This is a genomic window from Saccharothrix australiensis (assembly GCF_003634935.1).
Taxonomy (GTDB): domain Bacteria; phylum Actinomycetota; class Actinomycetes; order Mycobacteriales; family Pseudonocardiaceae; genus Actinosynnema; species Actinosynnema australiense.
Map to the genome: position 1 here is coordinate 734,974 of NZ_RBXO01000001.1, position 13,851 is coordinate 748,824.

Below are 13,851 nucleotides of genomic sequence, written 5' to 3' on the forward strand. Positions count from 1 at the left end.
AACATGTGTTCGAAGTTGTCCACGGGTGTGGACAGCGCTGTGGACAACCCCGGAAAGCCGGTGGGGCCGTGCCGCGAACGAGTCGCGGCACGGCCCCACCGGGTCGTTCGGCGCGCTACTTCGCCAGCAGCTGGGCGCAGCGGATCAGGCCCAGGTGGCTGTACGCCTGCGGGTGGTTGCCCAGCGAGCGCTCCGCGATCGGGTCGTACTCCTCGGGCAGCAGGCCGGTCGGGCCCGCGGCGTCGACCATCTGCGCGAACAGCTCCTCGGCCTCCGTGCGCCGCCCGGTGAGCAGGTAGGACTCGATCATCCACGCCGCGCACAGGTGGAAGCCGCCCTCGTCGCCGGGCAGCCCGTCGTCCCGCCGGTAGCGGTACACGGTCGAGCCCGAGCGCAGCTCGGCCTCGATCGCGGTCACCGTCGCCTGGAAGCGCTCGTCGGTCGGGTCGATCAGCCCGGACAGGCCCACGTGCAGGGAGGCCGCGTCCAGGTCGTCGCCGTCGTACGCGGTGGTGAACGACTGCGCCTCGTCGCTCCACCCGTGCTTGAGCACGTCGTTCGCGATGGTGTCGCGCAGCACGGGCCACGACGGGTCGATCACGCGGCCGTACGCCTCGGCCAGCGTCACCGCGCGGTCCAGCGTCACCCAGCACATGACCTTCGAGTACACGTGGTGGCGCGGGGCGTGGCGCTCCTCCCAGATGCCGTGGTCGGGCTCGTGCCAGCGGCGGGCCACCGCCTCGGCCATCGCCTGCACCATGAGCCAGTCCTGGTCGGTCAGCTCGCCGCGCGCCGCCGCGAGCTGCGCCACCAGGTCCACCACCGGGCCGAACACGTCCAGCTGGACCTGCTGGTTGGCCAGGTTGCCGACGCGCACGGGCCGTGAGCCCGCGTAACCCGGCAGGGTGTCGATGACGGCCTCGGCGCCCAGCATGGCGCCCTGTAGCGTGTACAGCGGGTGCAGCCGCTCCGGGCCGGGCAGCGTGTCCAGCACGCCGTGCACCCAGCCCAGGAACGCCTCCGCCTCGCTCAGCGAGCCCACCGACACCAGCGCCTGCGCGGTCAGCGCCGCGTCGCGCAGCCAGCAGTACCGGTAGTCCCAGTTGCGGATGCCGCCCAGTTCCTCGGGCAGCGACGTCGTGGCCGCGGCCATGATCGCGCCGGTCTCGTGGTGCACCAGGCCCTTGAGCGTCAGCGCGGACCGCACGACGAGCTCCGACTCGACCGCGGGCACCTTCAGCGTGGCCGCCCAGTCCGACCAGAACGAGCCCGCGCGGGCCCGCCGCTCCGGCTCGCCGAGCGTGGACTCGGACAGGTCGTCCGTGCCGCACCGCAGCTCCAGCAGGATCGGGGAGCCCTCCCGGGGGCGCACCACGGCGGTCGCGGTCTCCTGGAGCCCGTCGGAGGTGATCTCCCAGTCGACGCCCGGCGACCGCAGCACCATCGGGTCCGACGTGCCGACGACCCGCAGGCCGTCGCGCTCGCGCAGCAGCCGCACCGGCACCTGCCCGAACTCGGGGCGCGGCGCGAACGTGACCACCGCGTCGGTCGAGCCCGAGACGCGCCGCACCAGGTCCGTGCGGTGCTTGGCCAGGTCGTGGTCCAGGTAGTCCGTCACCAGCAGGCGCGACCAGCGGGTCTCCACGATCATCGTGCCCGGCACGTACCGCTGGCCCAGCGGCAGCGAGCCGTGCTCCGGCTTGATCGAGAAGTGGCCCGCCGCCGGGCCGCCGAGCAGGTCGGCGAACACCGCCGCCGAGTCCGGCTCGGGGTGGCACAGCCAGTTCACGCGGGCGTCCGGCGTGAGCAGCGCGACGGAGCGCTCGTTGGCGAGCATGGTCAACCGCTCGATGGGCACCGCCTGGTCGCCGTGCAGCCAGGCCCGGCGCTCCTCCAGCAGGAACGCCAGCACGGTGGCGACGTCCACGGTGTCGTCGATGTGGAAGCCGGCCAGCGACTCGCCGTCGCCGACCTTGATGCCCACGTCGGGCCCGCTCAGCCGGGCGAACGCCTTCTCGTCGGTGACGTCGTCGCCGACGAACACGGCGGCGGTCGCGGACACGCGGTGCCGCAGGACGTCCAGCGCGTGGCCCTTGTCCGTCTGCACGACGGCCAGTTCGACCACGGCCTTGCCCTCGGTCACCTGCACGCCGTCCCAGGTGCACGGGCCACCGCGCACGGCGTCCAGAACCCGCTCCCCCACGGTGGGTTCGGCGCGCCGCACGTGGACCGCGATGCTCGCGGGCTTGACCTCCAGGCTGACGCCCTCGAAGCCCTCGACGATCGTCTCCAGTTCGGCTTCCAGCCGGCGGTGCAGCGCTCGCGCGTCGGCGTCGAGCGCGTGCACGAAGCCGACGTCGAACTCCGATCCGTGCGAGCCGACCAGGTGCACTTCGGACGGCAGTCGGGACAGTGTCGCCAAGTCCCGCAGGGCGCGACCGGAGATCACCGCCGTCGTGGTCTCGTGCAGCCCGGCCAGCGAGCGCAGCGCGCCCACGGACTCGGGCAGCGGGCGGGCGTCCTCAGGGTTGGCCACGATCGGAGCCAGTGTCCCGTCGTAGTCGCAGGCGACCAGCAGGCGCGGTGTGCGCGCCAGTTGCACGATCGCACGGCGAAGATCGGCGGGGAGGGCCTCGGCGGTCAACGCCCCTCCTCAAGACTCGGCGGGAAAGGTCGGGTGCGTGGTCTGAACCGATTCGGATGTCGTCCGGGTCAGACCGTAGACTGCGTACCCAAGGCGTCAAGGAACGAGCGAGCCCAGCGGTCGACGTCGTGCGTGAGGACTTGGCGGCGCAGCGCACGCATCCTACGGCGGCCTTCCGCCGGATCGAGCGTGAGGGCGGCTTCGAGCGCGTTCTTGACACCGTCGAGGTCGTGCGGGTTGACCAGGAACGCGCTGGTCAGCTCCGCCGCCGCGCCCGCGAACTCGGACAGCACCAGCGCGCCGCCGAGGTCGTAGCGGCTGGCCACGTACTCCTTGCAGACGAGGTTCATGCCGTCCCGGACCGGGGTCACCACCATGACGTCCGCGGCGGTCATGAAGGCGGTCAGCTCGCGGCGGTCCACGGACTGGTGCAGGTAGTGCACGACCGGGTGACCGACGGTGGAGAACTCGCCGTTGATCCGGCCGACGGCCTGCTCGATCTCGCCGCGCATCTGCTTGTAGTGGTCGACCCGCTCGCGGCTGGGCGTCGCGAGCTGGATCATGGTCACCTCGGTCGGGTCCACCCGGCCGTCGGCGATCAGCTCGTACAGCGCGCGCAGCCGGACGTCGATGCCCTTGGTGTAGTCCAACCGGTCGACGCCGAGCAGGATCTTCTTCGGGTTGCCGAGGTCGTCGCGGATCTGCCTGGCGTGCTGCTGGACGTCCTTGCTGCGCGCCAGCGCGTCCAGCCCGGCGGAGTCGATCGAGATCGGGAACGCGCCGACCCGCACCGTGCGGTCGCCGACCTGGACCACGCCGGGCCGGGTGCGCACGCCGACCGCGCCGCGGCTGGGCTCCAGGCCGACCAGGCGGCGGGCCAGCCACAGGAAGTTCTGCGCGCCGCCGGGCCGGTGGAAGCCGACCAGGTCCGCGCCGAGCAGCCCGCGGATGATCTCCGTGCGCCAGGGGAGCTGCATGAACAGCTCCACCGGCGGGAACGGGATGTGCAGGAAGAACCCGATCCGCAGGTCCGGCCGCAGCTCGCGGAGCATCGCGGGCACGAGCTGGAGCTGGTAGTCCTGCACCCACACGGTCGCGCCCTGGGCCGCGACCTTCGCCGTCACGTCGGCGAACCGCTGGTTCACCCGCACGTAGGCGTTCCACCACCGGCGGTGGAAGGCGGGCGGCGCGACCACGTCGTGGTAGAGCGGCCACAGGGTGCCGTTGGAGAAGCCCTCGTAGTAGTCGCGCACCTCGGCCGCGCTCAGCGTCACCGGGTGGAGCTGGAGGCCGTCCTCCTCGAACGCCTCCACCTCGGCGTCCGCGATGCCCGGCCAGCCGATCCACGCGCCGCTGTGCGCGCGCAGGAACGGCTCCAGCGCGCTGACCAGGCCGCCGGGGCTGTGCTTCCAGCGCTGGGTGCCGTCGTCCAGGCGTTCCAGGTCAACGGGCAGGCGGTTCGCCACGACCAGGAAGTCCGCGCCGTTCTCGCCAATGCTGCTCACCGGGTAACGCCTCCTAGGGGATTCGCCTCGCCCGCACCCGAGGTTATCGGGAACGCCTGTTCCGGATGCCCTTCCGTCGCACCCGTCACACCGGGTACGAGCAGGTTGGACGCACATCACGCCCGACCGGACGCCTACTCCAGGCGACGCCTGGCCGGACGCAGTGGGCCGGACAAGCGGGGCCCTGCCAGCTTCCGCTCCAGTCTGCTCAATCCCGAGCGGACCGGCCGGCCGAGGAACTCGCCCAGCACCACGCCGCTGGCCAGCGCCAACGCCGTGCCCGCGGCCAGCACCAGGGTCGAGAGGCCGGCCGCGTCGCCGTCGATGGTGAGCTGGTAAAGACCGCGGTAGGTGGTCCAGCCGGGCAGCAGCGGCACCATGCCCGCCACCGCGACCACGAGCGGCGGCGTGCGCAGCCGGCGGGACACCACCGCGCCGCCGAAACCCACGACCGTGGCGGCGACGGCGGCGCACGCGATGGCGTTCGTGCCGGTGAGCGCCAGCAGGCCGTACGACGCGGTGCCGACCGCGCCCGCCGCCGCCGCGATCAGCAGGGCGCGGGGCTGGGCGTACGCGGCCAGCGCGAAGAACGCCGAGGTCGCCGCGCCCGCCGCGAACTGCATCGGCACGTCGGAGATCAGCGGCGGCAGCGGGTCGGCGGCGGACGTGCGCACGCCGAACTGCACACCCGCTCGCAGGGTGAGCGCGATGCCGGTGATCAGGCCCGCCGTGAGCAGGGCGATCTCGACCGTGCGGCCGGCGGCCGTGACGTTGTAGCCGGTGATCGCGTCCTGCACCGTGCCGACCAGCGACAGCCCGGACAGCAGCACCACGATGCCGGTGGCGATCAGCAGCGACGGGCGCACGTTCGGCAGCAGGTGCGTCGCGTGCAGGGCCAACGCGGTGGCGGACGCCAGCGCGCCGCCCACCACCTGCTGGAAGAAGAACGGCAGCGCGCGCCGGTTCAGGATCCGCCCGACCCGGTCGATCATCGCCGTCACCAGGGCCGCGAGGACGGCCAGCACCGCGCCGCCGCCCACCAGGAACGCCACCGCCGCCGCCATGCCCGCCCACGCCAGCGTGGCCACCCAGCGGGGGTAGGGGTGGGGCTGCTTGCTGATCCGGTCCAGCTCGGCGTACGCGTCCTCGGCCTTGATCCGGTTGGCGGTGATCCGGCGGATCAGGTCCTCGACGGCCGCGAGCCGCGTGTAGTCCGAGCCGCGCGAGCGGACCACCCGCAGGGAGGTGATCGGGGCGGCCTCGGTGCCCCGGTGGCAGGACACGGTGATCGACGTGTAGATCACGTCGACCTCCGTGCGGGGCAGCCCGTAGGCGTCCGCGACGGCGATCACGGTGGCCGTGACGTCGGCGGCGGACGCGCCACTGGCGAGCTGCACCTCGCCCACGCGCAGGGCCAGGTCGAGTACCAGGTGGACGGTCGAGTCGTCCGGAAGGGACGGTCCCTCGACCGGTTGCCACAGGCCGGGTGCGGTCCTGGGGTCGTGGTACCGCCTGCGTCGCAGCCGCACGGGCATCCCTCCTCGCTCACGGTCGAAGCCTGCGCCACGCCCGACGGTGTCATATTCGTCGCTGTGTCATGCGCCACGCCTGGTCGAGGTACCCAGTGCGGGTGATTCGATCACATTGGGTTCAGCTCTGTTGATACCGCTGGCCAGCGGTTTTAGGATTTTCCTGGACCACTCGGACGGGCACGCCACCTCCGGATGGACCAATGGCGGCACACGGTGAGCAGACCGTTCGCCGCAGGTAGCACCCCGTGCGGACGCTTACGATGTTCCCGGCCTACCGCCGCGCCGGTGTAGCTCAATTGGCAGAGCACTCGCCTTGTAAGCGAAAGGTTAGGGGTTCAAGTCCCCTCACCGGCTCCACACAGCCCCTGACCAGCCACGACGGCTGGTTCGGGGTGGGGCTCGACCTCGGCGGACCCAAGCACAGCGCTCGGTGACACTCCGCTTGGAGGGTTCGAGCGTGTCGAAGACGATCACCCACCCCGGTGGTGACTGGGGCCTGCACGCGCGTGGCTGGTACCGCGCGTTGAAGGCTCACAACAAGTCGGACAACACCGCACGCATCTACGTGTACGCGGTGCGGCAGCTCGGCGACTGGGCGCTCGCGCAGCCGAGCCGCTCGAAGCCGACGACATCACACCGGACCACATCAACGAGTTCACGGCACAACTGATCGACAAGACGTCGGCGGCGAACGCGCACACCAACTACCGGGCGTTGCGGACCTTCTTCAAGTGGCTCGTCGAGGTCGAGGAAGAGATCGACCGCTCGCCGATGGACCGCACGAAGCCGCCGCGCGTTCCCGAGCAGCCGGTGCCGATCGTGAGCGACGACGGCGTCAGCGGGCTGCTGAAGGTGTGTTCCGGCAAGGGTTTCGAGTCGGTCCGTGCTTGACACCGGCGCAGCGCGCCTTGCGCGCCAAGCTCGCCGCCCATGCCTCATGGGCCAACACGGAAGATCGGACAGCCCGGACGGAAGCCGCTCGAAAGGCGGCCTCAGATCGTTTCCTGCGAGAGGTCGACCCCGAGGGGGAGCTGCCGCTCGCCGAGCGTGTCAGGCGAGCGGAGAGTGCACGCAAAGCCCACATGGCCCGGCTTGCCTTGCTGAGCGCACAGTCTCGGCGTCGTGGCGGCGCATCGGGTCGTTCGACAGGTCGAGAGGAACACGCGAAACGCTGAGAGGGTGCCCTGGGCACCCCCTCGCATCGTCGATGCAGACGGATGGGACGCTGCCGACCACCCCTGAGCGTTGTCGGCGTGGTCCTAGCGCAGGCCGCGCAAGAACGCCGCGAAGGCCGTCCGAGGCGTATGCAGCACAGGGCCGTCCGGGTTCTTGCTGTCACGAACCGCAACCCGCGTCGCGTCGACGGCGATCTCGACGCACTGGCCTTGACCGCCGCTGTAACTGCTCTTGCGCCACGTGACGGTGCCAAGGCGGTTCGGGCCAAGCGTCCCCATGTAGTTACTCCTAGTGAAGATCAGCGATCAGTCGATCGAGCATCGCCCGAGAGGCATCCTCGCTGAGAGCCTTGCTCTCGATCCGGCTGAACGCGAGCGTATAAGTGTCGGACTTCTTGACGTAGTCCGCGCCGGTCAGCCACTCGATGTAGGCGATGGTGCTCTTGGCACGTTCGAGGTAGAGCAGGGTGAACGGGTAGCCGATCGCGGGATGCGGACCTGCGTCGAGCGGCACGACGCGGAACGAGACGTGCGGCAGCTCGGAGAGAGCGCGAAGCCGTTCGAGCTGGCCCCGCATGACGGCAGGCGTCCCGACTCGTCGGATCAAGGCTTCCTCGCCGACCACGACCCACACGGCCGGGGCGCTGGGCTGGAACAGGGCGTTGCCGCGCCGCTCTCGATCCTCCGCGATCGGTCCGACTTCGGCGGCGGAGATCACGACCGACTCGGCGAGGCACTCGCGGGCGTACGCGGCGGTCTGCACCTGACCGGGGATCAGGTCACCGGACCACATCCGGATCTCGTTCGCCGAGTGCGACAGCGATACGAACTGCTTGAACCAGTCGGGCACTCGTGAGGGCGCGACCTTGCGCCGGGCCTCGCGGGCGAGCTGCTCGACCTCGGCGGCCTGCTGGCCGGTGACGCCGTACAAGCTGAGCAGCTCGGCCACCTCTGCCTCGGTGGTCTTCAACCCGCCGTTCTCGACCTTGTTCAGCTTGGTTCGGTACCACTTCGGCAGGCGTTCCTTGAGCTGCGTCTCGACCTGTTCGAGCGACATGCCGGTGCCCTCGCGGAACTCCCGCAGCCTGTCGCCGAGCAGCAAGCGTGCGACTACTGGGCCGGGCTCGTCCTCCGTCATGCCGATCAGTGTCTCGGAGTGGCTGTCAGTCAACAGGATTCTCCCATTCGGAGGTCTTACCAACTTGCTTAAGCAAGTGGCACTATCAAACAGAAGCTACGGGTTGAGTCAACCACTTGCGCACCCAACCTGTACGCAGAGCTGCGGGGCCGGAGGTCGTGACGCCAACCGGTCCGCCGGTCCCGCGTTCCACGTGCGCACAAGAAGGGGGTTGGCCGTGTTGCAGCTTGAGGCGGTCCTGGTGACCGCGGGATGGGTGCTTGGCCCGTTCTGTCTCGCCTTGCTGTTCCTGCGGTGGTTGCTGTCCGGTTCGTCCGGGCAACACGGGAACGCGGGAGATGGCGCGCTGTCGGTCTCGCGCCTGCGGCAGCAGCTCGAAGAGGAGGGTGCCGCACTCGCCTACGGGGCTCACGCAACATCTTCGAAGCTGGCGAGCGTGCACTCGCTGCGGCGACCTGGGGGCCGCTGCGATCCGGTGTGCTGCTCGCTCGACGAGGTGGCGTAGGAGATGGCTAGGACGATCAAGTTGAGGGCGAGGGCCTTCAGGAAAGCGGCGATCTTGGCCGGCTACGCGTCGGACTACGGGCTGGCGAAGGCGATGGAGGTCAACCGGTCCACGGTGGCACGGGTGCTCAATGGCGAGCTTCAACCGGGTCCGTTATTCATAGGCGGCGCGTTGACTGCGCTTGCGCCGATGCAGTTTGACGACCTGTTCGAGGTTGTTCCCTTCTGAAGGGTGGTCTCGGACGACTGGGCTTCCCTGCTGGCAGGGAATTGGTGAAACCTATTCGTGGAAGGGTGTGGGTAATTGAGTATCGCGTCACGGCCCGATATCACGCTCTCGGTCGGCTTCGATCGTGAGACAAGGATCGAGCACCGGCTCGGGGTGGAAGGGGCGGTGTTCTCCTTTCCGGGCGGGTTTGTCGAGCTGATTTTCGACGAAGGAGCGTTGGAGCGGATGATAGCTCAAGGGGTGGAAGCGCTGGCCGTCATGCGGGATCACACGGCGGACTAGTGGGGTCGCCTGTACTGGGCGACTGAAAGGAACTGTCGAACGCCGCTGCTGGCACCGTCAGCCCGTCAGGTTCGGACTCGTGTCTCTGGCGGGCTGGCTGCGCTCAGTGGCGCTCGTGCTGGGCGTTCGAGCACGTCCGGTCACGATGTCGCCTTTTTGGCGGTACGTGTCAGTTCGAGCCCTCGGCAATGTGGGTACGGCTTACTTGATCGGGAGCTTTCGAGTTGAGCGACCTTTCTTTCGTGTGGTTGGAGATCACCGGAAAATGTCAATTGCGGTGTACGCACTGCTACGCTGAATCCGGGCCGCAGGGCACCAACGGCCTGATGGTCAAAGCGGATTGGGAAAACGTCATCGACCAGGTGGCCGGCTTAGGTGCCGCAATGGTGCAGTTCATCGGCGGCGAGCCGACCTTGCACCGGGACTTGCCCGCTCTTGTGAGGCACGCGCGTAGTCGGGGGCTGCAAGTCGAGGTGTTCACCCAACCTCGTACACATCTCGCCGCAGCTCTGGGACGTGTTCGCGCAGCCTGGCGTACAACTCGCGACGAGCTATTACAGCGACCGTGCCGACGAGCACGAGCGCATCACCAAGGGCCGCGGTAGCTACACGCGCACCAAGACCAACATCATCGAGGCACTGCGCCGGTCAATCCCGCTTCGTGTCGGGGTGATCGACCTCGGTGACGGGCAGCGGGTCGAGCAGGCGCGCGACGAGCTTGCGGCGCTGGGCTTCGATGGTGAGGTGCGCGTCGACCACCTGCGCGGAGTAGGTCGCGGGTTTCGTGCCACGGCGCCCGACACGTCACAACTGTGCGGGCAGTGCGGCGACGGCAAGGTCGCTGTTGCTCCCGACGGTTCCGTGTGGCCGTGCGTGTTCTCACGCTGGCTGCCGGTCGGTAACGTGCGGGTCGACCCCCTTGTTGAGATCCTGAACGGACCGGCCATGCCGGCTACAACGGCGGCGCTGGCCGAGCAGTTCGCCCACGTGTCGCCCTGCGTGCCGAACATGTGCGACCCGCAGTGCGGGCCGAGCTGTAGCCCGGCGTGCAGTCCCGCGAACAACTGCACGCCCAAGGGGAAGTGCGTCCCGACCGAATACTGATCAAGGACACGCCATGCTCGCCCGTCGCGCGTACATCCCCGACGAACTGCTGCCCTCCGAGGCAACCGACTCGTGGCCGTGGCCGCTCACCGTGCCGTGCGTGGCGCAGTTGGCCGAGGAAGGCATGACCTTCGAGCGGCCGATCACGTTCCTGGTCGGGGAGAACGGGTCGGGGAAGTCCACCCTTGTCGAGGCGTTCGCCGAGGCGTGGGGACTGGACGCGCGCGGCGGGCGAGCGGGGCGCAAGTACGTCAACGACCGGCCGAAGACCCCCCTTGGTGAGCTGCTCCGCTGGGAGACCACGAGCGCGGGGGTCCGCCACAAGAGCGGTGCGCGGACCAAGCGGCGGGGGTACTTCCTTCGTGCCGAAACCGCGTTCGGGTTCATGGAAGCCGTCAGTGGGATGCGCGGCTACTGGGAAGAGGACACCAGCGAGATGAGCCACGGCGAGGGCTTCCTCACCGTGCTGTCGACCATGTTCCGCGAACCCGGCTTCTACCTCATGGACGAACCCGAGGCGGCACTGTCGTTCAAGTCCTGCCTGCGGCTGGTCAGCCTCCTGCACGACCTCGGTGAATCCGGCGCGCAGGTGATCTGCGCGACCCACTCGCCGATCCTCGCCGCCACGCCCGGCGCCGACATCATCGAGGTGGGCGACGACGGGTTCCGGCGAACCAAGTGGGCAGACCTCGAACTGGTCGACCACTGGCGCCGGTACATGAACAACCCCACCGCCTACCTGCGGTACATCACCGAAGAGTGAGAGGCGCCGAGGTGACGGTCGACACCGGCGAAGCCGACGCGCGATTCCGGCAGTGGATGCGCGACAACCTCGACCGCGCCGCCGAACATTTCGGGTTGGTCGTGACCGGCGAGCCGCTGCTCGGCTGGGTCGATCGGTCGATCGGCGCTCCCGTCCGCCTCGGCGCTGAGGACCTGTGGCTCCGTGTCGTCTCGGAGGACAAAGCAGTGGATCGGTGGCGATTTCTGGACGGGCAATCTCGACGCGAACGTCTTCGCCGACCTCGCCAAGCCCCGCGTGCTCAACGTGTTCGAGTGGGAGGAATGGCGGCAACAGCGCGCCGAGGTCATGACCCGGATGCCGGGCAGCCCCTGCTCGCCGACCGACGCCCTGCGCGCCGAGGTCGCCCTGTCCGACCAGTGGTGGACGGAGCTGCGGCGGACGATCGACACCGTCGCCGCGACTCCCACCCACCGGATCAACGCCGACCAGGACAAGGTCACCGAGCGCATTCGACGGTGGTTCGGCAACGAGGTCGACCCCACCGTGACCGAGTGGGAAACCGCCCACGGTGACCTGCACTGGGCGAACCTGTTCCGCCCGCGGTTCGGTCTGCTCGACTGGGAGCTGTGGGGCAGCGGGCCGCGGGGAACGGACGCGGCGACCCTGTTGTGTTACAGCCTGCTGGTGCCTGCGGTCGCCGAGCGGGTGCACGCGCTGTTCGCCGACGTACTCGACACCCCGGCCGGACGCTTGGCGCAGCTCTACGTCCTCGCGCGCTTGCGGCGGCGAGCCGACACAGGTGACTACCCCGACCTTGCCGAGCCACTCGACCGGCACGCGCAAGCGTTGCTCTGCCTGTAATCGCCGAAGGCCAACGTCGCCCGCGTGTCGAAGACGATCACCTACCCCGGTGGTGACTGGGGCCTGCACGGGGCTGTGCGCAACTACCGGCGGCAGGGGTGGCGCGTGGTGCGGGCGGTTCCCCATCCGCGCAAGCCAGGGGAGATCACGGTGTGGTCGCTCGCGCGTCGGGCGGCGAGGCAGCCCGACCTCGTCGACATCGTGACCGAGGTCGAACACCAGGGCGACGAGTCACGGACTCACCTCGCGCCCGCCTGAACGTTCCGAAGCGGCGGCTCGGCTGTGTTGGATTGCCCTCCTCCGTCGGGCGGCTCGGCCGCCTGGGAGTCGGCGGCTCGCGGGGCGTCTCTCACCGATCGAAGGGCGTGATCGACAAGGAATGCGCCGCGAACCACCGACGCGGCCTCGCGCGGGGGGCGGGGGCTGCGGGCGTGGCCGCGTCGGGGGTGGTTATTGCTTGGTCACGGTGATGTTGTAGCCCACGCCGCCGATGTCGTGGCCCTCCGACAGCTGCACGATGTGCTGCACGAAGTCGCCCGGCTCCGCGCCGCCCACGAAGGTCAGTTCGGTGGTGAAGCGCTCACCCGGATTGATCGGCAGGCCGCGCAGGACGGCCCGCTTCGGGTCGGCCACCTCGACCTGCGTCTCGCCCACCTGCCTGACGCCCTCGGACTGCGCACCGGTCGAGCGCCACAGCTCGAACAGGCGCGGCCCCAGGTCGATGATCACCCGGCCGGTGCCGACGAGGGGGCGTTGGGGGCTCGTGATCAGCAGGTCGGTCTTGATCGGGCGCTCGGTCGCGTTGCCCACGGCGAACCAGGACTTGCCGGGGCCGTGCGGCTTCACGCGGATGGTCTGGAAGTTGCGCCACGCGATGTTGTTGTTCCGCTGGGTGTTGAGCGCCGTGTCGGAGGTCTCCGGGTAGCCCATCGGGTCGGACGCCGAGACCCACCGCGCGAGCAGGCAGAAGTGGCCGGGGCCCGGCACCGGGTTCCACGGGATCTTCGCCACGGTCGTGCCGCCGGTCGGCACGGAGAGGCTCTGCTCGCCGATGAACGTCCAGTCGCCGTTCGTCACCGGGTGCCAGTTGGTGGAGCCGCCGGGTGTCGTGCGGTAGACCTTCAGCGTGCCGGACGCGTCCGCGTTGGCGTACGGGCCGGGGTTGTTCAGCCGCACGTGGATGTAGTTCAGCGCGTTCACGACCGGCTGGATGCCGGGGCCGCAGTCGGCGAGGCCGGGGCACACCTTGATGTCCGGGCTGTTCCAGAACGGGGTGTTGCCGTTGGGCTCGACGCCGTTGTCCGCGGCCTGGTCGCGGATGAACACGTCGGTGCGCTTGCAGTCGCGCAGGAAGTCGATCACCGCCGCGCTGACGCCCGAGCCGTTGGGCTGCGCCTGCGTGAACAGCCCGCCCGTGGTGGTGGCGTAGTTCTGCATGATCGGGACGATCGGGTTGGTGTAGACCGTCGACGTGGGCACGTGCACCGAGGAGATCTTGATGCCGTTGGCGAGCGCCTGGTTCGCCCTCAGGCCGGCGTTGGCGAGGTCACCGTTGTCGTAGTTGTCGTCGAACCCGCCGGGCCGCGCGTCGGTGATCAGCACGGTCAGCTTGGTGGCGTTGGACCGCCAGCCGACGCCGAAGTCGGCGTTCTGCGGCCTGCCCGCCGCGGGCAGGTTGTTGACCACCGTGTTGAGCGCCTCGTCGGACGCCTCCGGCTCGCCACCGCCACCACCGGCCACGAGGGCGTTCACGCCGGCGGTGACGGCGTTCTTGTTGCCGGGCGCGAAGTTCTGGACGACCGTGATGTCGTCCTTGAACCGGACGAGGCCCAGCCGGTAGTCGAACCCGGACAGGTTCTCCACCTCTTGCGCGATCTGGTTGATGCCGGTCTTCAGGTTGGCGATCGCGCCGCCCATGCTGCCGGTGTCGTCCACCACGAAGGCGACGTCCATCGGCCCGCACTTGCGCGGCGCGGGCGGCAGGGGCGCCGCGGCGGCCGGGCCGGTGGCCTGGAGGGCGGACGTGGCTAGCGCGACCGCGGCCAAGGCCGCGAGCGCCGGTCTGCGAAAGCGATGCATCGTCGGGATCTCCTCGCTCGGGCACGCGGGCGCGGGGCCCGGTGCCGACCTGG

16 protein-coding genes and 1 tRNA gene are annotated in these 13,851 nt (G+C 69.6%); 11 read left to right on the plus strand and 6 right to left on the minus strand.

The features are described from left to right. Positions 1-115: 115 nt before the first annotated feature. The 3 genes from otsB to C8E97_RS03590 form a co-directional block, all read right to left on the minus strand. On the minus strand, positions 116-2,644 hold the full coding sequence (otsB, locus tag C8E97_RS03580) for a trehalose-phosphatase (protein ID WP_121001601.1): 2,529 nt from the start codon (positions 2,642-2,644) through the stop codon (positions 116-118). Positions 2,645-2,712: 68 nt separating this feature from the next. After that, positions 2,713-4,149, minus strand: coding sequence for an alpha,alpha-trehalose-phosphate synthase (UDP-forming) (locus C8E97_RS03585; protein WP_121001603.1), 1,437 nt, complete (start codon positions 4,147-4,149; stop codon positions 2,713-2,715). A gap of 134 nt (positions 4,150-4,283) precedes the next feature. Then, positions 4,284-5,684, minus strand: coding sequence for a threonine/serine exporter family protein (locus tag C8E97_RS03590; protein WP_121001605.1), 1,401 nt, complete (start codon positions 5,682-5,684; stop codon positions 4,284-4,286). 278 nt (positions 5,685-5,962) lie between these two features. Here C8E97_RS03590 and C8E97_RS03595 point away from each other — a divergent pair. The 3 genes from C8E97_RS03595 to C8E97_RS35750 all read left to right on the plus strand — a co-directional run bounded on the left by C8E97_RS03595 (position 5,963) and on the right by C8E97_RS35750 (position 6,572). After that, positions 5,963-6,038: transfer RNA gene (locus tag C8E97_RS03595), tRNA-Thr, on the plus strand. Positions 6,039-6,138: 100 nt separating this feature from the next. Beyond that, the gene (locus C8E97_RS35745; protein WP_246018652.1) at positions 6,139-6,351 is read left to right on the plus strand and encodes a hypothetical protein; all 213 of its coding nucleotides are present in this window, start codon (positions 6,139-6,141) and stop codon (positions 6,349-6,351) included. 44 nt (positions 6,352-6,395) lie between these two features. Beyond that, a complete protein-coding gene (locus C8E97_RS35750; protein ID WP_246018653.1) occupies positions 6,396-6,572 on the plus strand; it encodes a hypothetical protein in 177 nt (58 codons plus the stop codon). Between the two features lie 368 nt (positions 6,573-6,940). Here the strand turns inward: C8E97_RS35750 and C8E97_RS03610 are convergent, their stop codons facing one another. Together C8E97_RS03610 and C8E97_RS03615 are read right to left on the minus strand one after the other, a co-directional pair. Then, on the minus strand, positions 6,941-7,135 hold the full coding sequence (locus C8E97_RS03610; protein WP_121001609.1) for a DUF397 domain-containing protein: 195 nt from the start codon (positions 7,133-7,135) through the stop codon (positions 6,941-6,943). A 10-nt stretch (positions 7,136-7,145) separates the two neighbouring features. After that, positions 7,146-7,994: a helix-turn-helix domain-containing protein gene (locus C8E97_RS03615; protein ID WP_147454987.1), complete on the minus strand. Its 849-nt coding sequence runs from the start codon at positions 7,992-7,994 to the stop codon at positions 7,146-7,148. 217 nt (positions 7,995-8,211) lie between these two features. Here C8E97_RS03615 and C8E97_RS03620 point away from each other — a divergent pair, with 217 nt between their 5' ends. From C8E97_RS03620 to C8E97_RS03650, 8 genes are all read left to right on the plus strand, one after another. Continuing rightward, a complete protein-coding gene (locus C8E97_RS03620) occupies positions 8,212-8,499 on the plus strand; it encodes a hypothetical protein (RefSeq protein WP_121001613.1) in 288 nt (95 codons plus the stop codon). A 3-nt stretch (positions 8,500-8,502) separates the two neighbouring features. Further along, positions 8,503-8,727 carry a transcriptional regulator gene (locus C8E97_RS03625; RefSeq protein ID WP_121001615.1) on the plus strand — a complete coding sequence of 75 codons (225 nt, stop codon included), beginning with the start codon at positions 8,503-8,505 and terminating at the stop codon, positions 8,725-8,727. 75 nt (positions 8,728-8,802) lie between these two features. After that, a complete protein-coding gene (locus C8E97_RS03630) occupies positions 8,803-9,009 on the plus strand; it encodes a hypothetical protein (RefSeq protein WP_121001617.1) in 207 nt (68 codons plus the stop codon). 242 nt (positions 9,010-9,251) lie between these two features. Next, the gene (locus C8E97_RS35755; protein ID WP_246018655.1) at positions 9,252-9,614 is read left to right on the plus strand and encodes a radical SAM protein; all 363 of its coding nucleotides are present in this window, start codon (positions 9,252-9,254) and stop codon (positions 9,612-9,614) included. After that, the gene (locus C8E97_RS03635; protein ID WP_246018657.1) at positions 9,526-10,113 is read left to right on the plus strand and encodes an SPASM domain-containing protein; all 588 of its coding nucleotides are present in this window, start codon (positions 9,526-9,528) and stop codon (positions 10,111-10,113) included. Before C8E97_RS35755 ends, C8E97_RS03635 begins: the two co-directional genes overlap by 89 nt. Before the next feature lie 13 nt (positions 10,114-10,126). Next, positions 10,127-10,876, plus strand: coding sequence for an AAA family ATPase (locus C8E97_RS03640; RefSeq protein ID WP_121001619.1), 750 nt, complete (start codon positions 10,127-10,129; stop codon positions 10,874-10,876). Between the two features lie 183 nt (positions 10,877-11,059). After that, entirely contained in the window at positions 11,060-11,719 is a 660-nt protein-coding gene (locus tag C8E97_RS03645) for a phosphotransferase family protein (protein ID WP_246018658.1), read from the plus strand. A gap of 24 nt (positions 11,720-11,743) precedes the next feature. Continuing rightward, on the plus strand, positions 11,744-11,977 hold the full coding sequence (locus tag C8E97_RS03650; protein ID WP_121001621.1) for a hypothetical protein: 234 nt from the start codon (positions 11,744-11,746) through the stop codon (positions 11,975-11,977). 192 nt (positions 11,978-12,169) lie between these two features. On the opposite strand, the gene C8E97_RS03655 is transcribed toward C8E97_RS03650, so the two are convergent. Continuing rightward, entirely contained in the window at positions 12,170-13,798 is a 1,629-nt protein-coding gene (locus tag C8E97_RS03655; RefSeq protein WP_121001623.1) for a vWA domain-containing protein, read from the minus strand. Positions 13,799-13,851: the final 53 nt, after the last annotated feature.